General features: G+C 67.9%; 21 protein-coding genes. 17 read left to right on the top strand and 4 right to left on the bottom strand.

Features of this window, described 5'->3' with window-relative positions:
• Window positions 1-575: 575 nt before the first annotated feature.
• Both RCH07_RS15345 and RCH07_RS15350 read right to left on the bottom strand, forming a co-directional pair.
• Window positions 576-2,741 carry a Stk1 family PASTA domain-containing Ser/Thr kinase gene (locus RCH07_RS15345; RefSeq protein WP_326968350.1) on the bottom strand — a complete coding sequence of 722 codons (2,166 nt, stop codon included), beginning with the start codon at window positions 2,739-2,741 and terminating at the stop codon, window positions 576-578.
• A gap of 117 nt (window positions 2,742-2,858) precedes the next feature.
• Window positions 2,859-4,061, bottom strand: a complete 1,203-nt coding sequence (locus RCH07_RS15350) for a LysM peptidoglycan-binding domain-containing protein (RefSeq protein WP_326968351.1) — start codon at window positions 4,059-4,061, stop codon at window positions 2,859-2,861.
• Here RCH07_RS15350 and RCH07_RS15355 point away from each other — a divergent pair.
• Complete coding sequence (locus RCH07_RS15355; RefSeq protein WP_326968352.1) at window positions 4,060-4,389, top strand: hypothetical protein; 330 nt, start codon at window positions 4,060-4,062, stop codon at window positions 4,387-4,389. The genes RCH07_RS15350 and RCH07_RS15355 overlap by 2 nt on opposite strands.
• A gap of 150 nt (window positions 4,390-4,539) precedes the next feature.
• Window positions 4,540-4,893 (top strand): Rv2175c family DNA-binding protein, encoded by a 354-nt coding sequence (locus RCH07_RS15360; protein ID WP_326968353.1) that lies wholly within the window; start codon window positions 4,540-4,542, stop codon window positions 4,891-4,893.
• A 13-nt stretch (window positions 4,894-4,906) separates the two neighbouring features.
• Here the strand turns inward: RCH07_RS15360 and RCH07_RS15365 are convergent, their stop codons facing one another.
• Both RCH07_RS15365 and RCH07_RS15370 read right to left on the bottom strand, forming a co-directional pair.
• Window positions 4,907-6,001, bottom strand: coding sequence for a polyprenyl synthetase family protein (locus tag RCH07_RS15365; RefSeq protein WP_326968354.1), 1,095 nt, complete (start codon window positions 5,999-6,001; stop codon window positions 4,907-4,909).
• Window positions 5,998-6,534, bottom strand: a complete 537-nt coding sequence (locus tag RCH07_RS15370) for a hypothetical protein (RefSeq protein WP_326968355.1) — start codon at window positions 6,532-6,534, stop codon at window positions 5,998-6,000. Before RCH07_RS15370 ends, RCH07_RS15365 begins: the two co-directional genes overlap by 4 nt.
• A gap of 74 nt (window positions 6,535-6,608) precedes the next feature.
• Here RCH07_RS15370 and dinB point away from each other — a divergent pair, with 74 nt between their 5' ends.
• The 15 genes from dinB (at window position 6,609) to ftsZ (ending at window position 25,761) form a co-directional block, all read left to right on the top strand.
• Complete coding sequence (dinB, locus tag RCH07_RS15375) at window positions 6,609-7,883, top strand: DNA polymerase IV (protein ID WP_442784845.1); 1,275 nt, start codon at window positions 6,609-6,611, stop codon at window positions 7,881-7,883.
• 255 nt (window positions 7,884-8,138) lie between these two features.
• Window positions 8,139-8,513: a DUF3040 domain-containing protein gene (locus RCH07_RS15380; protein ID WP_326968356.1), complete on the top strand. Its 375-nt coding sequence runs from the start codon at window positions 8,139-8,141 to the stop codon at window positions 8,511-8,513.
• Between the two features lie 404 nt (window positions 8,514-8,917).
• On the top strand, window positions 8,918-9,346 hold the full coding sequence (gene mraZ / locus RCH07_RS15385) for a division/cell wall cluster transcriptional repressor MraZ (RefSeq protein WP_326968357.1): 429 nt from the start codon (window positions 8,918-8,920) through the stop codon (window positions 9,344-9,346).
• A 189-nt stretch (window positions 9,347-9,535) separates the two neighbouring features.
• The gene (rsmH, locus tag RCH07_RS15390) at window positions 9,536-10,534 is read left to right on the top strand and encodes a 16S rRNA (cytosine(1402)-N(4))-methyltransferase RsmH (protein WP_326968358.1); all 999 of its coding nucleotides are present in this window, start codon (window positions 9,536-9,538) and stop codon (window positions 10,532-10,534) included.
• Window positions 10,531-11,247: a hypothetical protein gene (locus RCH07_RS15395; protein WP_326968359.1), complete on the top strand. Its 717-nt coding sequence runs from the start codon at window positions 10,531-10,533 to the stop codon at window positions 11,245-11,247. Before rsmH ends, RCH07_RS15395 begins: the two co-directional genes overlap by 4 nt.
• 54 nt (window positions 11,248-11,301) lie before the next feature.
• Window positions 11,302-13,104, top strand: a complete 1,803-nt coding sequence (locus tag RCH07_RS15400) for a peptidoglycan D,D-transpeptidase FtsI family protein (protein WP_326968360.1) — start codon at window positions 11,302-11,304, stop codon at window positions 13,102-13,104.
• A gap of 130 nt (window positions 13,105-13,234) precedes the next feature.
• Entirely contained in the window at window positions 13,235-14,890 is a 1,656-nt protein-coding gene (locus RCH07_RS15405; RefSeq protein WP_442784846.1) for a UDP-N-acetylmuramoyl-L-alanyl-D-glutamate--2,6-diaminopimelate ligase, read from the top strand.
• 6 nt (window positions 14,891-14,896) lie between these two features.
• Window positions 14,897-16,474, top strand: a complete 1,578-nt coding sequence (locus RCH07_RS15410; protein ID WP_326968361.1) for a UDP-N-acetylmuramoyl-tripeptide--D-alanyl-D-alanine ligase — start codon at window positions 14,897-14,899, stop codon at window positions 16,472-16,474.
• Window positions 16,471-17,580 carry a phospho-N-acetylmuramoyl-pentapeptide-transferase gene (gene mraY / locus RCH07_RS15415; RefSeq protein WP_326968362.1) on the top strand — a complete coding sequence of 370 codons (1,110 nt, stop codon included), beginning with the start codon at window positions 16,471-16,473 and terminating at the stop codon, window positions 17,578-17,580. The genes RCH07_RS15410 and mraY overlap by 4 nt, the downstream gene beginning before the upstream one ends.
• A complete protein-coding gene (murD, locus tag RCH07_RS15420) occupies window positions 17,562-19,163 on the top strand; it encodes a UDP-N-acetylmuramoyl-L-alanine--D-glutamate ligase (protein ID WP_326968363.1) in 1,602 nt (533 codons plus the stop codon). The genes mraY and murD overlap by 19 nt, the downstream gene beginning before the upstream one ends.
• Before the next feature lie 2 nt (window positions 19,164-19,165).
• A complete protein-coding gene (gene ftsW / locus RCH07_RS15425; RefSeq protein WP_326968364.1) occupies window positions 19,166-20,755 on the top strand; it encodes a putative lipid II flippase FtsW in 1,590 nt (529 codons plus the stop codon).
• A complete protein-coding gene (locus RCH07_RS15430; protein WP_326968365.1) occupies window positions 20,752-21,888 on the top strand; it encodes a UDP-N-acetylglucosamine--N-acetylmuramyl-(pentapeptide) pyrophosphoryl-undecaprenol N-acetylglucosamine transferase in 1,137 nt (378 codons plus the stop codon). The genes ftsW and RCH07_RS15430 overlap by 4 nt, the downstream gene beginning before the upstream one ends.
• A 112-nt stretch (window positions 21,889-22,000) precedes the next feature.
• On the top strand, window positions 22,001-23,353 hold the full coding sequence (gene murC / locus RCH07_RS15435) for a UDP-N-acetylmuramate--L-alanine ligase (protein WP_442784847.1): 1,353 nt from the start codon (window positions 22,001-22,003) through the stop codon (window positions 23,351-23,353).
• Complete coding sequence (locus tag RCH07_RS15440; RefSeq protein ID WP_326968367.1) at window positions 23,346-24,245, top strand: cell division protein FtsQ/DivIB; 900 nt, start codon at window positions 23,346-23,348, stop codon at window positions 24,243-24,245. Before murC ends, RCH07_RS15440 begins: the two co-directional genes overlap by 8 nt.
• 286 nt (window positions 24,246-24,531) lie before the next feature.
• Entirely contained in the window at window positions 24,532-25,761 is a 1,230-nt protein-coding gene (gene ftsZ / locus RCH07_RS15445) for a cell division protein FtsZ (protein ID WP_326968368.1), read from the top strand.
• The last annotated feature ends 3 nt before the right edge of the window (window positions 25,762-25,764 follow it).

Consider the following 25,764-nt stretch of genomic DNA (forward strand, 5'->3'; position numbering starts at 1 on the left):
ACAAGGACGCCAAACCGTTCACCTGGACCAAGTCCGCGGAGTATCTACTGGGCAAGATGAAACGCAAACAAACCATTAACACGGAACACTAGCGGGCAATGATGTTAGTTCGTCGGGGGACCGGGCGCGGTCGCCGGACTCCGGGACATGCCCCGCGCCGGGGTCAGCGGATGGACATAGTGTCATTGTGTCCAGTCCCGGGTGTGAAAAATGGGCATGTCCCGCTGGGCTGGACACCTGGTCTGTACACCCGCCCGAGGGGACATGCCCCGCGCCGGGGTCGGCGGGACTGGACACCGGCTCAAGGGGACATGCCCCGCGCCGGGGTCGACGGATGGACATAGTGTCATTGTGTCCGGTCCCGGGTGCGAAGAATGGGCATGTTCCGCTGGGCTGGACTCCTGGTCTGTACACCCGCCCGAGGGGACATGCCCCGCGCCGGGTTCGACGGATGAACATGGTGTCATTGTGTCCGGTCCCGGGTGCGAGGAATGGGCATGTCCCCCGTTCACCCCGCCCCGGCTCGACAAGGTCCGGGCTCCGTCTAGGCCCCCAACGAGCTGACGAAAATGCCGCTAGACGACGGTCAGGGTGACGATTGATCCTTCGGGGGCCTTGGTGCTCACCGGATTCTGATCCCGGACGGTGCCGAAGAAGCCGCCCAGAATGTTGTTTACACGCACCTCGAAGCCCATTTGCTCGAGGGCCTTGCGCGCTTCAGACGCTTGCTTGCCGATGAAACTGGGCACGTCGACGAGCCTTGGACCCTTGGAAAGCGTCAGGGTCACGGACCCGCCCTTGGTGAGGTTGCCGGTCGCGGGGTCCTGGGCCACCACGGCGCCCTTCGGGACCTTCCGGTCGTTGACAGTCTCCGGGGAAATCACGGCCTTCAGCCCGGCGGCCTCGAGCGCCTTGACGGCGGCGGCCTGCTCCTGGCCGCGGACGTCAGGCACCGGGATGGGTTGCGGGCCCTTGGAGACGGTGAGGTCCACCGGGGTGCCGCGCCTTACAGGATTGCCACTGCGCGGCGCCTGGGCCAGGACCGTGCCGGCGGCTGCCGATTCGTCATAGGTCTCGGAGATCTGCCCCAGCGCCATCCCGGCACTGTTGAGGCTGGTCTTGGCCTGGTCCAGGGACGTTCCGGTCAGCTGCGGCAGCGGGAACAACTCGGGGCCCTTGGAGACGGCCAGGGACACCGGCTGGAACTTCCGGATGATCTGGCCGGACGGCGGCTCCGAGCCGACCACCAGGCCGGGCAGGACTTCGTCGTCGAAGACGTCCTTGGTGGTGGACTGGAAGCCGGCGGTCCGCAGCAGCTGCTGGGCGTCGGCGACGGTCCTGTTTGCCAATTCCGGAATCGTTCCGGGTGAGCCGGGGCCCATGCCGAAGAACCAGCCGGCGCCGCCTGCCAGCAGGGCAGCAATAACCAGCACGAGGATCCACAGCAGCCCCCGGCGCCGGGGATTTCCCTCGCGCAGGCTGCGCACCGGCGTGGCCGCCGCGCGCTGGCGTGCCTTGTCCTCGTCGCGGTCCTGCCTGCGCTGCGCGCGTTTGCTGGCGGGAGCCGCGCGGCCGGCCGGTTCGCCGCCGCCGGCGTGCCCGTCCGGAGCCTCGAACGAGGCCTCTTCCGGGGCGGAGAGATGCCCGTAGCCAGGGCGCCGCGGCGCGGCCGATATCACGGTGGTGGGGGTACTCCCGCGGGAGATGATCTCCGTGGGCCGCTGGATGCCGCCGAGCCGCTCGGTCCGGGCGCCACCGCTATCGGCGGGGCCGGGAGCGCCGACGGCGGCGGGGCCGGGAGCGGGGCCGGAAGCGGCGCCGCCCGAGGCAGTACCCGGGACAACGCCCGGGACGGTGCTGCGGCGGGCGGCCGGCGGCTGGAGGTCGAGTTCGGCGTCGCTGAGGTTGGTCCGGATGTGCCGCAGTTCAGTCAGCAGCGCACTGCCGTCCACCGGACGCTTGTCCGGGTCGCTGGCGGTGCACCATTGCACCAGCTCATCGAGTTCCCCGGCGAGGCCCGGCACGTGCTCCGAGGGGGCTCCCACGTCCGAGTTCACGTGCTGGTAGGCCACCTGGATGGGGACTTCGCCGTCGAACGGCTGCCGGCCGGTCATCATCTCGTAGAGCATGATTCCGAGCGAATAGATGTCGCTGCGGGCATCGGCCTGCCTGCCGAGCACGAGCTCGGGGGAGAGATAGGCCACAGTGCCGATGAGGGCGCCGGTGCTGGTCGACGTCGAGACGGCCCGGGCCAGGCCGAAGTCGCCGACCTTGATCCGGCCGTCGTCGGCAATCAGCACGTTCTCGGGTTTGATGTCGCGGTGGATGAGGCCGGCGGCGTGGGCAGCGCCAAGGCCTTCGACAACGGGGTCGATCAGTGCGAGGGCGAGCCGCGGCGAGAGGGCCCCCCTGTCCCTGATGACGTCCCGCAGCGTGTGGCCTTTGATGTACTCCATCACGAGGTATGCGATCCGGCCGTCCTCGCCCTGGTCCAGGACCCCCACCACATGCGGGTGGGAGAGCCTGGCCGCGGCCTTAGCCTCGCGTCCCAGCCGGTCGAGGAACTGCGGGTCCCCGGCCATATGGGGATGCAGCACCTTCAGCGCCACATCACGCTCCAGCCGCTGGTCCGTGGCCACATAGACCGTGGACATCCCGCCGCTGGCCAGCCGGGACTGAATCAGGTACCGGCCATCCACGATGGTGCCTACGAGCGGGTCCGACGTGTAATCCTGCACCATACGATCCTAATCGCTGCACGGAATCGGGCCCGGATCAACATGCGATCCGGGCCCGTATCGTTATGCTCCGGGGCCGGCGGGGGCGCACGGTGCGCCTGGCCCGCGGGGCCCTGAGCCCTAGCCGAAGTTCTTCTGGTGGGCCTTGATGGACGCCACGTAGCGCTTGGTGTCGTCGTACATGCCGTACTTGCTGACCGAGTACTGGCCCTGGTAGTAGCCCGCGATGGCGGTGTCCAGATCCTTGCTCGTGCGGGTCAGCTGGCGGATGATGGCGACGCCGGCTGTGGCGTTGTCGTAGGGGTCCAGCAGGTTCAGCTTGCGGCCCACGAGGTCCGAGGCCCACTGGCCGGATGAGGGGATGACCTGCATGGTGCCGATGGCGTTGGCCGGGGAGACCGAGCGGTGGTCGAAGCTGGATTCCTGGAAGGCGAAGGCCAGTGCCAGGGACGGATCGACGCCCATCTTGCGGGCGGTGTCCGCGACGATCCCCTTCATCTGTTCGCGGCTGGGGACGGGGGAGGCGTTCAACAGTGCCTTGTTCTCGTTTGCCGAGCTGACCACGGCGGCCGGGTAGCTGAAGCCGAGGAAAGTGCTGGGCACCAGCGGCGCAGCCGTAGCCGGGGGCTGGCTGGATGCCGGCGCGATCGGGGCCGGCCCGGTCGATGCGCCCGGGATCACCAGCTTCTGACCGGGGTGGATAATGCTGCTCATCGTCAGCCGGTTGGCGGAGAGGACGTCGGACAACCTGACACCGTTCCTGGCCGCGATCCCGGAGAGCGTGTCCCCGGACTTGATGGTGTACGAACCCGACGCCGGGGCCGGGGCGGCGGGTGTGGACGCCGGCGCTACCGGGGCGGGGGTCACCGGGCCGGGGGCGGCCGGCGCGGGAGCGGTGGCGCCGTTGCCGATCTTAATCTGCTGGCCCGGGCGGATGATGGAGCCCATGTTGAGCCCGTTCCAGCCGAAGACCTCGGAAAGCCTGACACCGTGGCGGGCCGCGATGGCGCTGAGCGTGTCGCCCGACTTTACGGTGTAGCTGCTGCCGCCGCCCGGACCTGCCGGCGCAGGAGCCGAGGGTGCGGGTGCCGCCGGGGCCGGAGCGGTGGCGGTGCCGCCGAGCTTGATCTTCTGTCCGGGGTAGATGATCGTGTTCGACTGCAGGTTGTTCAGCTTCAGGACGGCGTAGGTGTCCAGGCCGAACTTGCCAGCGATCCCGCTGATGGTGTCGCCACGGGCGATCGTGTACTCAGCCGGTGCCGGCGCCTGGGTGGGCCGGAAAGATACGGGGACCGTGGCGGACACGGCAAGGGCCGGGATCATGGCCGACGTCAATGACTTTGCTGTCTGCGCCTGTGACTGCGCCTTCATCGCTGCGGCCAGTGTTGCCGGGATGGCACGCGGCCGGGACTCGGCCGCCGCGGGCTGGGCGAGCGCCAAAGAAGAAAGAATGACGGCGGGCAGCGCCGCCGTCGTGGCCGCGATCATCGGCAGGCTGGGCCGCGGGTGGGGCTTTGGCGAACGAGACGTCGTCATGGGAAAAATCCTCTTCTCAGCGGTGAACGCTGCAGGTCAGGCTGATGTCACTGGTGTTACCAGTGTGACTGATGTTATTGCTGTTACAAATGTGATCCATGTGAATCTCTCATGAATTGGCAATTAGCACAAGATCGGTCGGACATTCGGCAAACCGGATTTTGCGGAGTGTCGACGCGCCTGGGTTGCCGCCGCTCTCCCTCGGCCCGTGAAGATGCCCGGAGCCAACTAGGCGCAGGGGGACCTGCCGTGGCAATCTTGATCCGTGAGTAATGTAGAAAGCCTCGTGGGCGAATGGCTGCCCCTGCCCGATGTCGCCCAGCTTCTGGACGTTTCCATTACCAAGGTCCATGGCTTGCTGGATGAACGTGCGCTGGCTGCATTAAGGGTCGGCGAACGGCGGATTCGTTGCGTCCCGGCGGAATTCGTTCTGGACGGACACGCCGTGGAGAGCCTCAAGGGGACCATTGTGGTCCTCGCCGACGCCGGCTATTCGGATGAGGAGCTCATCACCTGGCTCTTTACACCGGATGAATCCCTGCGCGGCCGGCCGATCGATGCGCTGCGCGAAGGCCGCAAGACGGAAATCCGACGCCGGGCACAATCCCTGGCCTGGTAGCACCGACCAGGGTTCAGGCGGTGCGGCTGACGGTGACCTCGGCAAGCTTCCGCAGCGCCGTCTTGGGCAGCTCTTCCAGCGGCAGGAGCTCCAGGGCTGAAAAGGCCGCGCGGCCAAACTCCTCGATCAGTACTTCCGTGGCCTGAAGTGCGCCGCAATCCACGAGGATGCGGCGGATCTCATCCACGTCTGCCCCGTCAAGATCGGGGCTTCCGAGCTTGGCATCGATGAAGGCCGATTCGGCCGGCGTTGCCTGGTCCAGGGCGAGAGCCACCAGAACCGTCCGTTTGCCTTCGCGCAAATCGTCCCCGGCCGGTTTTCCGGTGCTGACCGGATCGCCAAACACGCCCAGTACGTCGTCCCGCAACTGGAAGGCCTCGCCGAGCGGAAGGGCGAAGGCGGAGTAGCCGCGCAGCAGCTCATCCGGTGCGCCGGCAAGTGCACCGCCGAGGGCAAGCGGGTGCTCGGTGGAATACTTGGCCGACTTGAATCGGATGATGGATTGGGCGCGGTTGACCGCGCCGGCACGGTCCCGCCGCGGGCCGGCGACCTCCTCCAGGATGTCGAGGTACTGGCCGGCCATGACCTCGGCGCGCATCAGGTTGAAGATGAGGCGGGCCCGGCTCCCGGATGCGGCGCGGTCGCCGATGTCGGTGAAGGATTCCTCGCTGAAGGACAGGCAGAGATCCCCCGTCAGGATTGCGGCCGCGTGGCCGAACCGTTCTCTGTCCAGCGCCCAGCCCTGGGCTGTGTGCAGCTCGCTGAAGCGCCGGTGCACGCTGGGACCGCCCCTGCGGGTGTCCGAGCGGTCAATGATGTCGTCGTGAATAAGCGCCGCGGCCTGGAACAGCTCCAGGGCAGAGCCGGCCGTGACCACTTCGTCGGCCCCTTCCTCCCCGCCCGCGCCGCGCCAGCCCCAATAGCACATGAGCGCCCGCAGCCGCTTCCCGCCGGTGACCAGGTTCGAGATCGATCCCATCAGCGGATCGATGTCCCGGGAGATCGAGGACATCACGGCCTGTCGGGTGGTCAGGAACTCGGTGAGCTTGCCGGCGACGGCGGCCACGTATGCAGTCTGCTCGAGGCGCAGCTGTTCCGCGAGGGTCACTTGACCGACTCGGCGGCGACGTTCGCGCCGATGGTGAAGGTGGAGGTTCCGGCGGTTTCGATGACGGAGATGTTGACCGTCTCGCTGTCGCCGCGAAGGAAGTCCTTGGACGGCAGGGTGCCCACGGTCTCGCCGGGAACGGCCTTAAAGCCTTGTGCCTCCAATGCGGTCGTGTAGAAGGCCACGACGGCGGCTGCCGGCGAAGCGATGCTCCCCACCAGTGCCGCGGTCGCCGGCACGGTGGTCTTGTCAAAGCTGCTGGAGACCACATTCGCGCCGGGCATCAGGGGCAGGAGGGCCTGCGGGAAACCGGGAACCATTGCGCCCACCGTTGCCGAGGTGCCGGGCTCTGCCGAGGGGCCGGCCGGCGCGGTGGTGGAGGGCTGGGCCGAGGACGGCACGGCCGCCGTCGACGAGGAACCCGGGGACGCGGTCCCGGGGGTGGCGGGCGTACAGGCGGCCAGGGCGGCCAGCAGCGTCCCGGCCACAATAGCCGCAGCTGCAGCACGTTTACGCTCTCCAAAAACCTTCACAGGGACTTTCCTCCTGGTGTTGACGCCGGATTCAGCCTCCAGTTTAGCCAGTCCCGGGGCATAGGATTGAAGTTGTGGGGCCGGACAGGGATAAACAGCAGCAGGAACAACCCGTTAAGCAGTCCCGGAACGCTGCAGCCGGCCGGCTCAGCGACGCAACTCTCCGGGACCTGCGGCGCAGCAGCATCATGCACGTGGACATGGACGCCTTCTTTGTCTCCGTTGAGCTGCGCAGCCGTCCGGCCCTGGTGGGCAAGCCGGTGATCGTGGGCTACCCCGCGGACCGCTCGGTGGTCCTTTCCGCCTCCTACGAGGCCCGCGCCTTCGGCGTGAAATCGGCGATGCCCATGGTGATTGCGACCCGCATGTGCCCCTCGGCATTCGTGATCGAACCCCGGCACAAACTGTATTACGAGGTGTCCGGCCAGATCATGGAGATCTTCGGGTCGATCACCGAACTCGTTGAGCCATTGAGCGTAGACGAGGCCTTCCTCGACGTCGGGGGAGCCATCCGTCGGTTGGGCCCGCCCCGGCAGATCGGCGAACTCATCAGGACCAGAGTCCGCAATGAACTTGGCATTACAGCGTCCGTAGGCATCGCGGCGAGCAAATTTGTGGCAAAAATCGCGTCCACGCGGTGCAAGCCGGATGGTCTGTTGCTGATCGGTCCGGACGAGACCGTGCCGTACCTGCACAGCCTGCCCGTCAGCGCGCTCTGGGGGGTCGGCGCCAAGACAGTCGAGGTGCTCGCCAGAATGGGCATCCGCACGGTGGCCGACGTCGCGGCGTCGCCGCTGCCATCGCTGCGCAAAGTTCTCGGGGCCCCGGGGGAGCACGTGTACCGGCTGTCATGGGGGATTGACCCGCGCCCGGTGACCCCTGTCCGGCCGGAAAAGAGCATCGGCGCCGAGGAGACCTTCGCCGTGGACACCGCGGACGAGGCACTGCTGCACCGGGAGCTGCTGCGGCTTTCGCACCGGACGGCGGAACGGCTCCGGGGTGCGGGCATGCACGCCCGGACCGTGGCCCTGAAACTGCGTTACGCGGATTTCTCCACCATCACGCGCAGCCGCACGGTGGGCACGCCCATCGACAGTGCGCAGCTGCTCTATGCCGTGGCGGTCCAGCTGCTGGAGTCCGTCGGCGACCGCCCCATGACGGTGCGGCTCGTGGGTATCCGGGCCGAGCAGCTGGAAGAAGCCGCCAGTGCCCCCCTGCAGTTGAGCCTGGACCGCCGCGATGACAACTGGCGCGCGGCGGAGCAGGCGCTGGATGCCGTGACCCGGAAATTCGGCACAAAATCAGTCCTGCCGGCCCGGCTGCTGGATCCGGGCGGCGGTTCCGGCTGATCCGGCCCCTTGTAGAGCCAACAGTCTCTTTCAGAAGCGGGCGCAACAAACTATCCTTATTAGTACGTAGGTTTAGAACGACTCGAGCGAGCGTTCGGACGCATACGTGACCAGCTGAACCACTGCGAACGGGACCTTGGACGCTTCTCTTCGACCGCCGACGGCGAATGGGAACCACCCGGGAATCCCGGACGTTGTGGGTTTAGGACACTGGGCGCGTCAAGTCTGGACGTTAGCCGACTTAAGGAGGTCGTGATGCCGCTCTCGGAGCACGAACAGAAGTTGCTGGAGCAACTTGAGAAGCAGCTGCATGAGGACGATCCCAAGTTCGCCAGCTCGATGGGTTCTGACGCGGGGCGCTCATGGTCCACCCGCCACCTGGTCATCGGCGTGCTGGCCACTCTGGCCGGCATCGTCCTGTTGCTATTCGGGGTCACGGTTCAGATCATCATCGTCGGAGTCCTTGGCTTTATCGTGATGGGCGCCGGCGTCTACTACGCCACGATGCGGGGTACATCCGCCGGCAAGGACAACGCCGCTCCTCCGGGCCGGAAGCCCGGCAAGCCCCGGAGCTCTTTTATGAGCAACCTGGAGGAACGCTGGGACGAAAGGCACCGCGGGGAACCCTGACCGCACCCTTTCCACTCCTCCGTCCCCCGCCACCTTGGTGTCCGGGAGAAACGCAAAGACCCGCTTCGGCGGGTCTTTTGCTCTTTAATGCCCAATGGCCCGGTAATTTTCCGGAAATTCGCCGGCACCGGGGTGCCGGCGGGCGGCAGGGGCGCTCAGGGCGGCCCGGCGGCGAGTTCCTGGCACGGAAAGGCCCCGGTGTGCCCAAAACCCCTCCACAACCCGCCACCAGGCCCAATTCCCTGCCATTGCGGCGAACTTTGGGTACGCATTCCCACAAATTGGTACACATATCTACGGTGTGTCGTTGACTGTGGAGGGATGTGGAGTAATGTGGAGGACGTAAGAGGGTAGTGGCAGCACGGGGGACGTTGGGCTTCCTACGAACAGACAGGCGGTGGGCCGTGTTTCTCGGCACACATTCGCCGCGTCTGGACGAAAAGGGGCGAATCATCCTTCCCGCTAAGTTCCGTGAGGAGCTTGCCAGCGGACTGGTTCTCACAAGGGGCCAGGAACGCTGCATCTACGTCTTCAGCGAGGCGGAGTTCGGCAGGGTTCACGAGCAGATGCGGGAGACTCCGATCTCCAACAAGCAGGCGCGTGACTACATCCGGGTGTTTCTCTCTGGAGCCTCCGACGAGGTACCTGACAAGCAGGGGCGCGTGACCATTCCGCAGGCGCTCCGGGAATATGCAGGACTCGGCAGGGAACTGGCCGTCATCGGTGCCGGAACCCGCGCGGAGATCTGGGACGCCCAAGCGTGGAACGAGTACCTCGCCGAAAAGGAAACCGCCTTCTCGGAGACCGATAACGCCATACCGGGAATTCTCTGAATCCCCACCGGATCCACCAGCACGCAACGATTCTTGACCGAGATCTCCAGCCGCCCACCCGGTTGTTTTCCTGGCTCACTTCCCCGGAGCCAGGCGGACGCAGGGTAGGCGCGGATGGGGATCTAGGCCAAGAAGCGGCCACAGCACCAGCGAAGCCACCACCAGCCCGGACAACGAAAGGACGCAGGCATGACTGACCCTGACCAGGCCAAGCCCACGTCCGAACGGCATGTACCGGTCCTCAGGGACCGGTGCATCAATTTGTTGGCTCCGGGTTTCGAGGCGGCACGCGGCCGCGGGGAATCTCCGGTGGTCATCGACGCCACCCTGGGGATGGGCGGACACTCCGAGGCCTTGCTCCAGCGCTTCCCGGACCTGCACCTGATCGGCATCGACCGCGACGAGGAGGCCCTGGCCCTGGCAGGGGAGCGGCTCAGGCCCTTCGCCGACCGGATCGACCTCATCCACGCGGTCTACGACGAAATCCCGGAGATCCTCGGGGACCTCGGGTTCGCGGAGGTCCACGGCGTCCTGATGGACCTCGGTGTCTCTTCCCTGCAGCTCGACGAGCGGGAACGCGGCTTCGCCTACTCCTTCGACGCTCCGCTGGACATGCGGATGGACACGAGCACGGGTCAGACCGCCGCCGACGTCGTCAACAGCTACAGCGAAGAGGACCTCGTCCGGATCATCCGGAAATGGGGCGAGGAAAAGTTCGCCGGCCGCATCGCCAACCGAATCGTCACCTCACGAGCCGTCAAGCCGTTCGCCACGACCGGGGAGCTTGTCGAACAGATCCGCGACGTTGTCCCGGCCGGCGCCGCGAAGTCCGGGGGACACCCCGCCAAGCGCACCTTCCAGGCCCTCCGGATCGAGGTCAACGAAGAACTCGACGTTCTGGAGCGCGCCATCCCCGCCGCCATCGGCGCGATTGCCCCCGGCGGCCGCGTTGTGGTGATGTCCTACCACTCGCTGGAAGACAAAATCGTCAAGGGCTTCTTTCAGGCCGGCTCAAAATCCTCCGCCCCGCTCGGGTTCCCGGTGGAGCTGGAGGAGCACAAGGCCGAACTTAAGTCGCTGACGAAGGGCACCGAGGTGCCTACACCCGCCGAAATAGCCGAAAATCCACGGGCCGCATCCGCACGGCTCCGCGCCGTGGAACGAATCAAAGCCAGGAGATCCGCGTGAGCAGCGCTGCCGTCAACAGATTCCCCGTTGCTACAGGCGCGACCGCCCGCGCCCTGCCGGAGATCCATCCGGGCACCAGCCCGGCCCGGAAATCCCGCACACCACTTTCGGTGGTCCGCTCGGCACCCCGGCGGCGCCGGGCCCCGTTCGTGGTGCTCTGTTTCGGACTTCTCGCGGTGGCCCTCATGGCGGTGCTGGTCCTCAACATCTCGGTGTCGACCGCGCAATACCAGCTGGTCCAGCTCAGGAGCGAACAGTCCACGCTGACAAAGCAGAACCAGGATCTGACGCAGCAGGTGCAGAACTTTGATGCTCCGCAGAACCTGGCCGCGAAGGCTACGGAACTTGGCATGGTGGCGTCCACCGCAAAGGGCCAGATCGATCTCTCCACCCTGGCTGTCACTGGCAAGGCCAAGCCGGCGGTGAAAGGCGATGCCCCCGGCGCCGTCATCGCCGCCCCGGCCGTTGCCGGCCAGCTCAGCGTTGTCCCCCCGGCTTCCGTGAATGAGCCGCTCGCGAACCGCAAGCCGGTGGACAACGCGCCTGCGGCAGCGACTGCTCCGCCGGTGGCAGATGCGGCGTCAGCTCCGCCGGCGGCAGACGCGATCCCGGCTCCGCCGGCAGAGGCGGTCCCGGCTCCGCCGGCCGCGGCGGCCGCGGAACTTCACGGCGGATCTGTTCCGGCTCCGGCGCAAAGAGTTCCGGGACAGTAGCCCGGCACCAACCACCAGACGGACCACAAGCCAGGCAAGCAGCAAGGGAACATCGTGGCGCAGAACACCGGCAAGGTACGCAAGGAAAAAGCGCCCAGCGCGACCAAGCGGCTGCGGCTGGGCCTCGGCCTGATGCTGACGCTCCTGCTTGTCGTCGGCGGAAAGCTGTTCCTGGTGCAGGGACTCGACGTCGGCGGGATGGCCGAAGCGGCCCTCAACAACCGCCTGACCCCGGTGGAGCTGCCCGCCGAACGCGGCAGCATCCTGGACGCCAACGGCGCCGTCCTGGCCAGCAGCGTGATCCGCTACAACATCGCGGTGGACCAGACCGTCAACACCAAGACCGAGACATTCCGCCGGCTCGAAACCGTGGACGGCAAGGAGGCTCTCGTCAAGGTCTCCCGGGACCAGGCAATCGCCGAACTCGCCTCCCTGCTCGGCATGGAGAAGAACACCGTCAAGGACGCCCTCACCGGGGACCAGCGCTATTACATCGTCGCCAAAGATGTGAAGCCGGACGTCGAGGACCGCATCTCCAAACTGCAGATCCCCGGCATCGAAACCGAAGGCACCAGCAAGCGGGTTTACCCCAACGGCTCCGTCGCCGGCGGGATCGTCGGTTTCCTGAAGGACGGCGAGGCCGGCCAGGCCGGCCTCGAACAGACCCAGGATGAGGTCCTTAAGGGCTCCCGCGGAAAGCGGCTCTTCGAAATCGGTGCCGACGGGCTGCGCATCCCGGTCGGCGTGGATCAGTTGACCCCGGCGGTGAACGGCAAGGACATCAGACTCACCATCAATGCGGATCTGCAGTACTTTGCCCAGCAGGCCATCCAGAGCCAGCGGGACAAGCTCAGCGCCGAGTGGGGCGTCATCATCGTCTCCGACATCAAGACCGGCAACCTCATCGCCATGGCGGACACCAACTCCCCGGACCCCAATGACCCGGGCAAGGTCGACGCCCGGGACCGCGGCGTCCGGGCCGTCACCGCCGCCTACGAGCCCGGCTCGGTGCAGAAGATGATCACGGCCGCCGCGCTGATCGAGGAAGGCAAGTCCAGCCCGCTGGAGAAGTTCACCATCCCGCCGTCGTACACCGTGGACGGGCAGACCTTCAACGACGCCTTCACCCACGGCACCGAGGACCGGACCCTGGCCGGCATCCTTGGCTGGTCGATGAACACCGGCACTGTCATGGCGGGTCAGCGGCTCAGCAAGGATCAGCGCCATGACTGGCTGCGGAAGTTCGGCATCGGCGAGGCCCCGGACATCGGTCTTCCGGCGGAGGCCACGGGCATCCTGACCCCGGCCGACCAGTGGGACGGACGCCAGGAGTACACCGTGCTGTTCGGCCAGGGCGTCTCGCAGTCCACGCTCCAGACGGTCCGGGCCTTTCAAAGCATCGGCAACAACGGGGTGATGCTCCAGCCGCGGCTGATCGACGGCTATATCAGCCCCGACGGCACCGAGGAGAAGGTCCCGGCCCAGCCGTCGCGGCAGATCGTCTCCGGCGACACCGCCAGGCAGGTCCGCGACATCCTCGAGAGCGCCGTGACCGAAGGCCAGATCAAAGACGCCGGGATCGACGGCTACCGGGTGGGCGCCAAGACGGGAACCTCGGAATCGCCCTGCGACGACGGCAAATCCGGGTTCTGCGGCTTCACGGCCTCCATGATCGGGATGGCGCCGATGGACGATCCGCGGTTTATTGTTGAGGTGGTCCTGCAACGGCCCAAGGGCAGTATCTACGGCATCACCAACGGACCGGTGTTCCGGTCCGTGATGAGCCAGGCACTGCGGACGTACAACATCCAGCCGTCCACCGGCGAGCCCGTCAGGTTGCCGCAGTACGCCAAATAGTACCCGGCGGGTCCCACCGCCAAAGCATCATTATTGAACCTGTACCAAGCACCAGCAACAGTGCCTGCGGGCCGGAGCATTCTTCCGTGCGCAGCGCAGGATCCGCTGGCACCACTTTACGGAGATCCACTTGTCAGAGCTCAAAGCCCCAGGCGCGTCCGCCGTGTCCGCGGCGTCCGGCCCGGACGCCCCATCGGGATTCCGGCCTGCTGCGGTCACCGCTGTGCCGCTGGCCACGATCGGTGCCTTGATCGGCGTCGTCGTTCCAGCGGATTCGGGTTCCGTCCCCGTCACCGGGATCTCATTGAACTCCCGCGCGGTGCAGCCGGGGGACCTCTATGTCGCCCTGCCGGGCGCCACCCGGCACGGGGCCGACTTTGTGACGCAGGCGGTGCAGGCGGGGGCGGCCGCGGTGCTGACGGACGACGCCGGCGCAGGCCTGCTCGCGCGCTTGAGCAGCATTTCCGTTCCGGTGCTGCTGGCCGGGGAACCCCGCGCCCTGGTGGGGCCGCTGGCCGCCCTGATCTACCGGAGCAGGCCCGCGGACGCGTCCGCACCGTCCCTGTACGGCGTCACCGGCACCAACGGCAAGACCACCACCACCTACTTCATCAACGCCCTGCTGCAGGCCCTGGGCCAAAAGACCGGGCTGATCGGGACGATCGAAATCCTGGCCGGTGGCGAACCGATCCCCAGCCTGCTCACCACGCCGGAATCCACCGACGTCCATGCCCTGCTCGCGCTGATGCGCGAACGCGGCCTCGATGCGGCGTCCATGGAGGTTTCCTCCCATGCGCTGTCGTTCCATCGTGTGGACGGGGTGGTGTTCGATGTTGCCGGCTTCACCAACCTGACCCAGGACCACCTGGACCTGCACGGGAGTATGGACCAGTACTTCCAGACCAAGGCGCAGCTGTTCACCGCCGGGCACGCCCGCGCCGCCGTCGTGACGGTGGACGATGAGTGGGGCATCAAACTCGCGGCGGCCGCCGGCATTCCGGTCACCACCCTGGCAACGTCCCCGGCCGCGGCTGCGTCCGCAGCGGCAGACTGGACCGTCAACAACCCGGCCCCGCGCGGGCTCGGCACCGAGTTCACGCTCCGGCACCTCGACGGCACCGAACTGCGGGTCCACAGCGGGCTCCCCGGAAGTTTCAACGCAGCCAATGCCGCGCTGGCCACCGTCATGGTGCTCTCCGGCGGGCACGACGCCGCCGCCGTGCAGGCGGCCCTGGACCGCCACGACCCTTTTACCGTCGCCGTCCCGGGACGCATGCAGCTGGTCTCGACGGCCCCCGCCGCGGTGGTCGACTTCGCCCACAACCCGGATGCCCTGGCCCGCGCGCTCGAGGCCGTCCGGTCCGCGGAGTCCGGCTCCAAGGTCATCGTGGTTTTCGGCGCCACCGGCCAGCGCGACCAGGGCAAACGGCCGGCCATGGGCGCCATCGCCGCCAGGCTGGCGGACACGGTCATCATCAGCGACGACGACCCGCACGATGAGGACGCCGCGGCCATCCGCGCAGGCGTCCTGGCCGGCGCCGTCGCGGCCCGACAGCGCGGGGGACTGGCCTGCACCATCCTTGAAGTCTTCCCGCGCGCAGCCGCGATCCGGAAGGCCGTGGACCTCGCGGGGCCGGAAGACACCATCCTCATCGCGGGCCGGGGCCACGAGGTGTGGCAGGAAGTCAAGGGCGTCAACCTCGCCCTGGACGACAGGGTGGAACTCCGTTCCGCCTTGACAGCACGGGGATTCACCGTTCTCGAAGACCAGCGGATAGAGTCCTAAACCGAGATGATTGCATTTACAGCGGCGGAAATCGCCCACATAACCAACGGTCGGCTGGCCGCGGAGCCGGGGATCATTCCCGGCTCCGTGGTGACCGACTCCCGTGAAGCCTTAACGGGTTCCCTCTACGTGGCCAAGCCCGGGGAAACGGCCGACGGTCACGACTTCGTGGGCGCCGCCTTTGGGCGTGGCGCCGTGCTGGCGCTTGTGGAGCGTGACGTGGCTGACCCTGCGGACGACGCCGGGCGGAACTATCCCGCCGTTGTGGTCCAGGACTCCGTCCTCGCCATGGGCGCCCTCGCCGCCGAAGCCGTCCGCCGGATCCGCGCCCGCCGCGCCGCCGAGGGCGTGCCGCTGACCGTGATCGGGATCACCGGGTCGGCCGGGAAGACCACCACCAAGGACCTGCTGGCCGGGATCCTCGCCGCTGAAGGCGAGACAGTGGCCCCGCGGGGGTCCTACAACGGCGAAGTCGGCGTACCGCTGACCGTCTTCACGGCCGGCTACGGCACCCGCTACCTCGTGATCGAGATGGGCGCCACCGGCATCGGCCACATCCGGTTTCTCACAGACATGGTCCGGCCCGACATCGGCGTCGTGCTCTGTGTCGGCACGGCCCATGCCGGCGAATTCGGCGGGGTGGAGAACATCGCCGTCGCCAAGGGCGAGCTCGTCGAGGCCCTCCCCGCCGGCGGGACCGCCGTGCTCAACTTAGACGATGCCCGCGTCGCAGCCATGGCGGTCCGCACCCGGGCCACAGTGCTGGGCTTCTCAGCCCGGCCGGACCGCACCGGCCTGCCTGGCGCAGCCGGTGGAGAGTGTGTCCGGGCCGAAGGCGTCGAACTGAGCGCCGCCGGCAGCCCCGAATTTGAACTCTTCCTGCCCGGTGCACCGGGGGCCGGTGGCAGCGCCGCGGACGGGGCGGCGCCGTTGCACGTCGCAGCCAGGCTGATCGGCGCCCACCATATTTCCAATCTGCTGGCAGCCGCGGCGGCCGCCCACGCCGCCGGGGTCCCCGCGGACCGGATCGCCGCCTCGCTCAGCGCCCAGACGGCCGCCAGCCGCTGGCGGATGGAACGCACCGAGCGAGCCGACGGCGTCACCATCATCAACGACGCGTACAACGCGAACCCGGAATCCATGCGCGCCGCGCTGCGGACCCTGGCCGATCTCGGCCGCGGCCGCCGGACCTGGGCCGTGCTCGGAGCCATGCTCGAGCTGGGTCCGGACTCGATCCGAGAACACATGGCCGTGGGCACCCAGGTGGTCAGGCTGAACATCACCCGCCTGGTGGTGGTCGGACGCGAGGCACGGTCCCTCTACGTCTCGGCCGTCAACGAAGGATCCTGGGGTGACGAATGCGTCTTCGCCGAGACGGCTGAGGAAGCCTACGAACTGTTGCAGGCCGAGCTCGAGCCGGGCGATCTGGTCCTGTTCAAGTCTTCCAACAGCATCGGGCTGCGCCATCTGGGCGATCGGATAGCATTACCTCCACAAGCCGCCGGGGCCCCCGCGGAACCACCCGCCGGAAAACCTGCCGAACAACCTGCCGAAACCGCCACCGAAGGGAGTGCGCTGCTGTGATTGCACTGCTGATGGGCGCTGGACTGGCCTTGTTGGTTTCCTTCCTGGGCACCCCGCTGTTTATCCGGCTCCTGGTCCGGAAGAGCTACGGGCAATTCATCCGGGACGACGGCCCCACCTCGCACCACACCAAGCGCGGTACCCCCACCATGGGCGGCACCGTCGTGGTGGTGTCCGTGCTCGCCAGCTACGGCATCACCCACCTCGTTATGTGGATGATGAACCCGTTCTCGCCGGGCCCGTCCGCGTCGGCCCTGCTGCTGCTCTTTTTGATGGTCGGTATGGGGCTCGTCGGCTTCCTGGACGATTTCATCAAAATCTCCAAACAGCGCAGCCTCGGCCTGAACGCCAAGGCGAAACTCGTCCTGCAGGCCGCCGTGGGCATCATCTTCGCGGTCCTGGCCCTGCAGTTCCCCGACGAGAACGGCCTGACTCCTGCGTCACTGCAGATTTCGCTGGTCCGCGACATCCCGTGGCTCAACCTGGCCTTCGGCGGCACCGTGCTCGGCGCCATCCTCTTCGTGCTCTGGTCGAACCTGATTGTCACAGCGGCCACCAACGGCGTGAACCTCACGGACGGCCTGGACGGCCTTGCCGCCGGCGCCTCCATCATGGTGTTCGGCGCCTACACCCTGATGGGCATCTGGCAGAGCAACCAGGCCTGCGGCTCCCCGCGGCAGGCCGGCAGCGGCTGCTACTCCGTCCGCGATCCGCTGGACCTGGCCCTGCTCGCCGCAATCCTCAGCGCCGCACTGGTCGGATTCCTCTGGTGGAACACCTCGCCGGCGAAGATCTTTATGGGCGACACGGGATCGCTGGCCATCGGCGGCGCCGTCGCCGGCTTCGCCATCCTGTCCCGCACGGAACTGCTGCTCGCCTTCATCGGCGGCCTCTTCGTGCTGATCACCCTCTCGGTCATCATCCAGGTGGGCTATTTCAAGATCACCAAAGGTAAACGCTTCTTCAAGATGGCCCCGCTCCAGCACCACTTTGAGCTGAAGGGCTGGGCCGAAGTCACCGTCGTGGTCCGGTTCTGGATCCTGTGCGGACTCTTCGTCGCCGCGGGCCTTGGCATCTTCTACGCCGAATGGGTGGTCCTGCTGTGACCGGGACCATTCCCGCACCACTGACGTCCTCCCCGCGGCTCAATGACCTCCTCAGCTGGGATTCCGACTGGGCCGGGCTGCGCGTGGTCGTCACCGGCATCGGCGTCTCCGGCTTCGCCGCCGCGGACACCCTGATCGAACTCGGCGCCCGGGTGGTTGTGGTGGACGCCGCTACCGGCCCCAGGGCGCAGGCCCAGGCGGACACCCTCCGGATCGTCGGGGCCGCCGAAGTGCTGCTGGGCGGGGACGCCGTGGAGACCATCCCCACGATCGACGGCGGGAAACCGGAGCTCATTGTCACCTCGCCGGGCTGGCGTCCCGACCAGTCCCTGCTCGCCGCCGCGGCGAGGGCCCACATCCCGGTCTGGGGCGACGTCGAACTCGCCTGGCGGGTCCGCGAACGCAAAGGCCGCAAGACCGCCGACTGGCTCACCATCACCGGCACCAACGGCAAGACCACAACGGTGGGGCTGACCGAATCCATGCTGCAGGCCGCCGGGCTCAAAGCCATCGCGGTCGGAAACGTCGGCACACCCATCCTGGACGCCCTCCGCGACCCGGTGGACTACGACGTCTTCGCCGTGGAGCTCTCAAGCTTCCAGCTGCACTGGAGCCATTCCGTCTCGCCGCTGGCCAGCGTATGCCTCAACGTCGCCGAAGACCACGTGGACTGGCACGGCTCCTACGCCTCCTACCTGGCCGACAAGGCCAAGGTCTACGACAACACCCAGAAGGCGTGCATCTACAACGCCGAGCAGATCGAAACCGAACGGATGGTGGAGGACGCCGACGTCGTCGAAGGCTGCCGGGCCGTGGGCTTCACCACGGTCACCCCGGCTGTGAGCATGCTCGGCGTCGTCGAGGGTTTGCTGGTGGACCGCGCCTTCGTTGCCGAACGCAAGGACAGTGCCGCCGAACTCGCCGCGGTCGCGGATCTGGGCGCCGTGGCCCCGCGCCACATGGTGGCCAACGCCCTGGCCGCGGCAGCCCTGGTCCGGGCCTACGGCGTGGAGCCGTCCGCCGTCCGCCGGGGGCTGCTGAACTACCTGCCGGGGGACCACCGCATCCAGCTGGTGGCGCGCCAGAACGGTGTGGCCTGGATCAACGACTCCAAGGCCACCAACCCGCATGCCGCCGCCGCTTCGCTGTCCGCGTTCGAGAAGGTTGTGTGGATCGCCGGCGGGCTCTCCAAGGGCGTCAACTACGAGGCCCTGGTCCGGGAGCACGCCCACCGGCTCAAGGCCGTTGTGCTGATCGGAGCGGACTCCACCGCACTCCTGTCCGCACTGCAGCGACACGCACCGGATGTCCCCGTGATCGGTGCGGCAAAGGGTGAAACTGAAGACGTGCAGACTGCCGGAACGGCTCTAGCCGGAGCAGGCCCTTCGCCGATTTTCAGCGAGACTGTGATGGCACAGGCCGTTGCATCGGCGGCGCAACTGGCCGCCTCCGGGGACACCGTGCTCCTGGCCCCGGCGGCCGCATCCATGGACCAGTTCTCTTCCTACGCTCACCGCGGCGACGCCTTCATTGAAGCGGTCCGCGAGCTCGTGAAGGGGCAGGCTCAGACCAGCGAGGAGTAACAATGGTCAGCACGCCCACACGCACCCCGGCGGCCAAACCGGCCGCCGCACGAACGCCGGCCGGCCCGGCCGGAAAAACAGCGCCCGGCGCCGCAGCGTCCGGATCTTCCGTGCCGGGGACGACGGCGGCGGGTAGGTCGGCGGGGACGACGGCGGCGGCTGCAGCGGCGGCGCCCGGAACCCTGCGGTCGGCCGGCCTTCGGGTCCGCGCCTGGTATGGGGGCTTCTGGTCTGCCCTGGAAGGTACAGGGAAGTCCCGCAACGGTTCCACCTACTACCTGATCCTCGGCTCAACCCTCGCCCTGACCGCCATCGGGATCCTGATGGTGCTCTCTGCGTCCAGCGTCGAAGCCATCGCTGCGGGAGAATCGCCTTACACGGCTGCGCTCAAGCAGGGTTTTTTCGCCGCCATCGGTGTCTTTGGCATGTTCCTGCTGTCCCGCGTCAACGTCGTCTGGCTCAAGCGCTTCGCCTGGCTGGCCATCGCCTTCGCACTCGTCCTGCTCGTGCTGGTGCTCCTGATCGGGCGCAGCGCGCTGGGTAACCAGAACTGGATCGACGTCGGGCCTTTCACGTTCCAGCCCTCCGAGGCCGCAAAGCTGGCCCTCGCCCTGTGGATGGCCACGGTGCTCGGCACCAAAGCCAAGCTCCTGTGGCAGTCGAAGCACGCGCTGATCCCCGTCGCGCCGGTCGCCGTGCTGGTGATCGGCCTCATCCTTGCCGGCAACGACCTCGGGACGGCCATGATCGTCATGATGATCACCGCGGCGGCGCTGTTCTTCGCGGGGGTCCGGCTTTACGTGTTCGGAATTGCCGGGATCGCGCTCGGCGCGGCCACCGCGGTCCTTGCCATCACCAGCCCCAACCGCGTGTGCCGCATCCTGTCCTGGACCGGCCAGACCTGCGCGGATGGCTCCGACGTAAACTACCAGTCCACCAACGGTCTCTACGGCCTGGCCTCGGGCGGCTGGTTCGGCGTTGGCCTGGGCCAGAGCCGGCAGAAATACAGCTGGATTCCGGAGGCGCACAACGACTTCATTTTCGCTATCATCGGCGAGGAACTTGGCCTGGTGGGCACGCTCGTGGTGCTGGTCCTGTTCGGCATCCTCGGCACGGCCATCTACCGGGTCGTCGTAGCCCAGAAGGACCTGTTCCACCGGGTCCTCGCCGGAACCATCATGGTCTGGCTGCTGGGCCAGGCGACCGTTAACATGGCCGTTGTCACCGGCCTTGCGCCCGTGGTGGGGGTCCCGCTGCCCTTCATCTCCTACGGCGGCTCGGCGCTGCTCATGTCGCTGTGCGCAATCGGCGTAGTCTTGTCATTGGCCCGGGCACAGATGGCACCCGGCCTCCAGCCCAGGCGGATACTCAGGTTTGGTCCGGCAGGGCTGGCCAAGACGCTCCGGAAGACTTTCGGGAAGCAGGGCGCAGCGCCCCGGAGTTCCCCGCCGAAGCCCGCCGCCACGAGGCCCGCGGGCTCCGGGGCCACCGCCACGAAACCCTCCGGCACGAAACCCGCCGGCACGAAACCCGCCGCCACGAAGCCCACCGTCCCGAGAAACCCTGCACGAAAGCGTAATAGGCCTTCATGAACACCGAGCCGTCCTTGTCCGTCGTCCTTGCCGGCGGGGGAACAGCCGGGCACATTAGCCCGCTCCTGGCCATCGCCGGCGCAATCCGGGAGGCGCGTCCCGGAGCCAGGCTCCTCGCCGTGGGAACTCCGGACGGCATGGAAACCCGGCTGGTGCCGGCCGCCGGGCTGGATCTCGCGACGATCAGCCGCGTTCCCTTCCCGCGCAAACCTTCGCTGGACCTGCTGCGGCTTCCCGGCCGGCTGGCCGGTGCCGTGAAGCAGGCAGGGGCCATCCTGGACGACGCCGGGGCCGACGTCCTGGTCGGCGTGGGCGGCTATGTATGCACCCCGATGTACCTCGCCGCCCGGCGCCGGAAGATCCCGATCGTCATCCACGAGGCCAACGCCAGGCCCGGTCTGGCGAACCGGGTGGGCGCGCGGCTGGGCGGAAAGGTCGCCGTGGCCTTCACCGGCACCGGGCTGGCCGGGGCCGTGCACATCGGCATGCCGATGCGCCCGGAGATTTCCGGTCTGGACCGTGCCCGGGCCCGGGCGGGGGCCCGTACCTCGCTGGGACTGGATCCGGAGCAACCTGCCCTGATCGTCACCGGCGGCTCGTCGGGGGCCCAGAGCATCAACCGCACCATCGCGGCCTCCCTCGGCGCCCTCGCCGAGGCCGGCATCCAGATCCTGCATATCACCGGACGCGGAAAATCCGTGCACGACGCCGACGGGAACCCACTCGCCGCCCCGGGTTACCGCCAAGTGGAGTACGTGGACGCCATGGAAACGGTCTACGCAGCCGCGGACCTGCTGCTGGCCCGGTCCGGCGCCGCCACTGTCTGCGAGGTCTCCGCCGTCGGTGTGCCCGCCGTCTTCGTTCCGCTGCCCGTCGGCAACGGCGAACAAGCGCTCAATGCCGCCGGCCTGGCCGGGGCCGGCGGAGCCCTGATGGTCGAGGACGGTGCGTTCACCCCCGGCTGGCTCCGCGACCACATCATCCCGCTGCTGCAGGACCCCAACAGGCTCGCCCGGATGGCGGCCAGTTCCGCACACCTCGGCATCGGGGACGCGGACCGGCGGATGGCAGGACTCGTGCTTGAAGCGGCAGCCGGTGCAGCGCCTTCGAAACAGCACGGCAGGAAGCGGTAGAGCCATGACCCAGCCCCAACATCAACAGTCCGGCCGGCAAGCCGCCGCGAAGACCGCCCGCACCCAGGAATCCCTGGGCCGGGTGCACTTCATCGGCATCGGTGGGGTCGGCATGTCCGCGGTCGCCCGCATCATGGTGGCGCGCGGCGTACCGGTCAGCGGCTCCGACGCCAAGGACCTGCCCGTGATGGCGGACCTTGACGCGGCCGGCGCCCGGATTGCCGTCGGCTACGACACCGCCCACCTCGGGGACGCCCAGACCGTGGTCGCCGGCTCGGCGATCCGCCCGGACAACCCCGAGCTCGCCGCTGCGCGCGCCGCCGGGCTTCCCGTGCTGCACCGCTCCGAGGCACTGGCGGCGGTCATGGCCGGCGACACGGCCGTCACCGTGGCCGGCACCCACGGCAAGTCCACGACGACGGCGATGATCACCGTGCTGCTGCAGGGCGCCGGGCTGGACCCGTCCTTCGCGATCGGGGCGAACGTTCCGGCGCTCGGGGTCAATGCCGCCAACGGCAGCACGCCGGTCTTCATCGCGGAAGCCGACGAGTCGGACGGCTCCTTCCTGAACTACCGGCCGCAGATCGCGGTCGTGACCAACGTCGAACCGGACCACCTCGACTATTACGGCACCGCGGACGCCGTCTACGCATCCTTTGACCGCTTCACCGCCCTGCTTCCGGCCGACGGCGTGCTCGTCGCCTGCGCAGACGACGACGGCGCCCGTGCGCTGGCGATGCGCACCCTGGCGCGCGGCAACACCCGGGTGCTCCTCTACGGCACCGCCGGGGACGCGCACCTCACGCTGCACGACGGCGGCCCGGGCGACGTCTCGATCACCACCCCCGCCGGCCGCTTCGCCCTTGACCTCCACGTTCCCGGGCGGCACAACGCGCTCAACGCCGCCGCCGCGTTCGCCGTCGCCCTTGAGCTCGGCGTCGCCCCCGAAGCCGCGGCGGGAGCCCTGGCGCACTTCGCCGGCGCCTCGCGACGTTTCGAATTCAAGGGCGGGGGCCGCGGCGTCCGCGTCTACGACGACTACGCCCACCACCCCACCGAGGTGCGGGCAGCACTGTCCGCCGCGCGTTCCGTTGCCGGCGGCCACAAGGTGCATGTGCTCTTCCAGCCGCATTTGTTCTCCCGGACCCGCGAATTCGCCCGCGAGTTCGCCGAGGCACTCAACGCGGCCGACACCGCTCTGGTCCTGGACATCTATGCCGCCCGCGAGGACCCGATTCCAGGTGTCAGCAGCCGGCTCATCGCCGACTACCTGGGCGCCGGCGGACGGCTCGTCGGACCGGACCGGGAAGCTGTCCTGGCAGTCGTGGCCGCCGCAGCCCCCGGTGACATCGTCCTGACGGTCGGCGCGGGCGATGTCACGGCCTACGGCCCGCTGATCGTGGGGGCACTCAAGAATGGCATGCCGGTTGACGGCTCCCCGGCCGGCGGGGTCCACGGTGCCTAGTACCCGCCGCCCCGGCTACAAGCCCGGCATTAAGCCCGGCACGCGTGGGAGCGATTCCGGCTCCCGGCAGAACGGCGCGCGCACCGACGTCATTTCGGCGTCCAAGGCCGGGCCGGAGACGGGCAGCAGCCCGGCCGCTGGCCGCCCGGCGGGACCGGCCAAGACGCCGGACAATGTGCTGTCCTTTCCCGAGCCCAGGGCCAGGCGCCGCAAGCGGATCCTCGTGAGTATCATCGGGGTGCTCGCGGTGCTGGTGGCGGGAATCGTGGCGGCGGCCGTCTACTCGCCGGTGCTGGCGCTGCGGAGCATCACCGTGGAAGGCACGAAGATGCTGAGCGCCGACCAGGTCCAGGCAGCCCTCGCGCCGCTCCAGGGCAAGCCCCTGCCGCAGATCGGGGACGAGGACGTTGCCGCCCTCCTGCGGCAGCTTGTCCAGGTCAAAGACGTCAGCACCCAGGCCCGCCCGCCCGCCACCCTGCACATCCGCATCACGGAGCGTGTTCCCGTGGCCCTCGTGAAGCAGGGTGCCGGCTTCCAGCTGGTGGACGTCGACGGGGTCCAGCTGGGGACCACCACGGACGCCGATCCGGTCAAGCTGCCGGTCATCGACGGGGGCGGGGGCACCCTGCCCCAGGACTTGTTCCAGGCGATCACCGGGGTCCTCGGCGCGCTTCCGGCCGATGTGCTCGCCAGGCTTTCCGATGCCTCGGCGAAGTCAGTGGACGCCGTCGAACTCAAACTCGTTGACGGCCAGACCATCGTCTGGGGCAACGCGGGGGAGAAGGAGCTCAAGGCGACGGTTCTGGCGGCTCTCCTCAAGGCCCCGGCGGACCCGAAAAACCCGGTCCGCGTCTACGACGTCAGCGTACCCCGCCACCCGGTCACCCGATAGCCGCCGATCACTTATCCGCAGAACCAGCCGGAGGGACCGGCCGGGCGCCAACGGCACACCGGACGGGAGAGGACCGGCAACACCCCCGGAGCACAAAACGCGGCTTTTTGACCGGTAATACCGCGACACGCGGAGCCGGTAATTGAATGTCTTCCGGATAGCAAATAGCGTCACAGGCATGAGTTACTTGACATAACTATAACCTTCAACTCGAAGGTTAAGGTTAAAAGCTTCAAGCCCGACTCCATCAGTTTTCGCAATAGAACACGAACAAGGGACACGTAACGTGGCAGCTCCGCAGAATTACTTGGCCGTCATCAAGGTCGTCGGCATCGGCGGCGGTGGCGTGAACGCAGTCAACCGCATGATCGAGGTGGGTCTTCGCGGCGTCGAATTCATCGCAGTCAACACCGATGCCCAGGCATTGTTGATGAGCGATGCAGACGTCAAGCTCGACATCGGGCGCGAACTGACGCGCGGGCTGGGAGCCGGCGCAAACCCGGAAGTCGGCAAGCAGGCTGCGGAGGACCACGCCGAGGAAATCGAAGAGGTTATCCGCGGCGCTGACATGGTCTTCGTCACCGCCGGCGAAGGCGGCGGCACCGGCACCGGCGGCGCTCCCGTCGTGGCGCGCATCGCCCGCTCCCTGGGCGCGCTGACCATCGGCGTCGTCACCCGCCCCTTCACCTTTGAAGGCCGCCGCCGCGCCGGCTCCGCCGAGGCGGGAATTGACGCCCTCCGCGACGAAGTCGACACGCTGATCGTCATCCCGAATGACCGTCTGCTCTCCATCAGCGACCGCAACGTGTCCGTCCTTGACGCGTTCCGTTCCGCCGACCAGGTCCTGCTGTCCGGTGTCCAGGGCATCACCGACCTGATCACCACACCGGGCCTGATCAACCTCGACTTTGCCGACGTCAAGTCGGTCATGCAGGGCGCAGGCTCGGCGCTGATGGGCATCGGCTCGGCCCGCGGTGAAGACCGTGCCGTCAAGGCTGCGGAACTGGCCATCGCCTCGCCGCTGCTCGAGGCATCGATCGACGGTGCCCACGGCGTCCTGCTGTCCATCCAGGGCGGCTCCGACCTCGGGCTCTTCGAAATCAACGAGGCAGCCCGCCTGGTCCAGGAAGTCGCCCACCCGGAGGCCAACATCATCTTCGGTGCGGTCATCGACGACGCACTCGGGGACGAAGCCCGCGTCACGGTCATCGCCGCCGGCTTCGACGACGTCAAGGCCACCTCGCCGTCCATGGACCAGTCCCTGCCGCAGACGGCGCCGCAGCGTCCGGCCGCACCGGCCGCGGCTCCGGCCCAGGCCCCCGCCCAGGCACCCGCCCCGCGGGTCCAGCCGCTGCACGCCACGGTTGGCGCCTCCGGCTACGGCGGCTGGGGCCAGCAGCGCCCGTCTTCCGTCCCCGCCGACTCCGGCTTCGACGCCGACCTGCCGTCTGTCGTGGAACCGGACCTGTCCGGCCGCCACTCCGATGACCTGGATGTCCCCGACTTCCTGAAGTAGATC

This window comes from Arthrobacter sp. CG_A4 (assembly GCF_035985125.1).
GTDB lineage: Bacteria > Actinomycetota > Actinomycetes > Actinomycetales > Micrococcaceae > Arthrobacter.

What these genes read in the sequence shown, in the direction of transcription:
- ftsW (WP_326968364.1), top strand. Translation starts at nt 19,166, where the DNA reads ATGGTCAGCACGCCCACACGCACCCCGGCGGCCAAACCGGCCGCCGCA.
- RCH07_RS15430 (WP_326968365.1), top strand. Translation starts at nt 20,752, where the DNA reads ATGAACACCGAGCCGTCCTTGTCCGTCGTCCTTGCCGGCGGGGGAACA.
- RCH07_RS15410 (WP_326968361.1), top strand. Translation starts at nt 14,897, where the DNA reads ATGATTGCATTTACAGCGGCGGAAATCGCCCACATAACCAACGGTCGG.
- murD (WP_326968363.1), top strand. Translation starts at nt 17,562, where the DNA reads ATGGGTGGTCCTGCTGTGACCGGGACCATTCCCGCACCACTGACGTCC.
- RCH07_RS15380 (WP_326968356.1), top strand. Translation starts at nt 8,139, where the DNA reads ATGCCGCTCTCGGAGCACGAACAGAAGTTGCTGGAGCAACTTGAGAAG.
- RCH07_RS15345 (WP_326968350.1), bottom strand. Translation starts at nt 2,741, where the DNA reads ATGGTGCAGGATTACACGTCGGACCCGCTCGTAGGCACCATCGTGGAT.
- rsmH (WP_326968358.1), top strand. Translation starts at nt 9,536, where the DNA reads ATGACTGACCCTGACCAGGCCAAGCCCACGTCCGAACGGCATGTACCG.
- RCH07_RS15350 (WP_326968351.1), bottom strand. Translation starts at nt 4,061, where the DNA reads ATGATCCCGGCCCTTGCCGTGTCCGCCACGGTCCCCGTATCTTTCCGG.
- RCH07_RS15355 (WP_326968352.1), top strand. Translation starts at nt 4,060, where the DNA reads ATGGCCGACGTCAATGACTTTGCTGTCTGCGCCTGTGACTGCGCCTTC.
- murC (WP_442784847.1), top strand. Translation starts at nt 22,001, where the DNA reads ATGTCCGCGGTCGCCCGCATCATGGTGGCGCGCGGCGTACCGGTCAGC.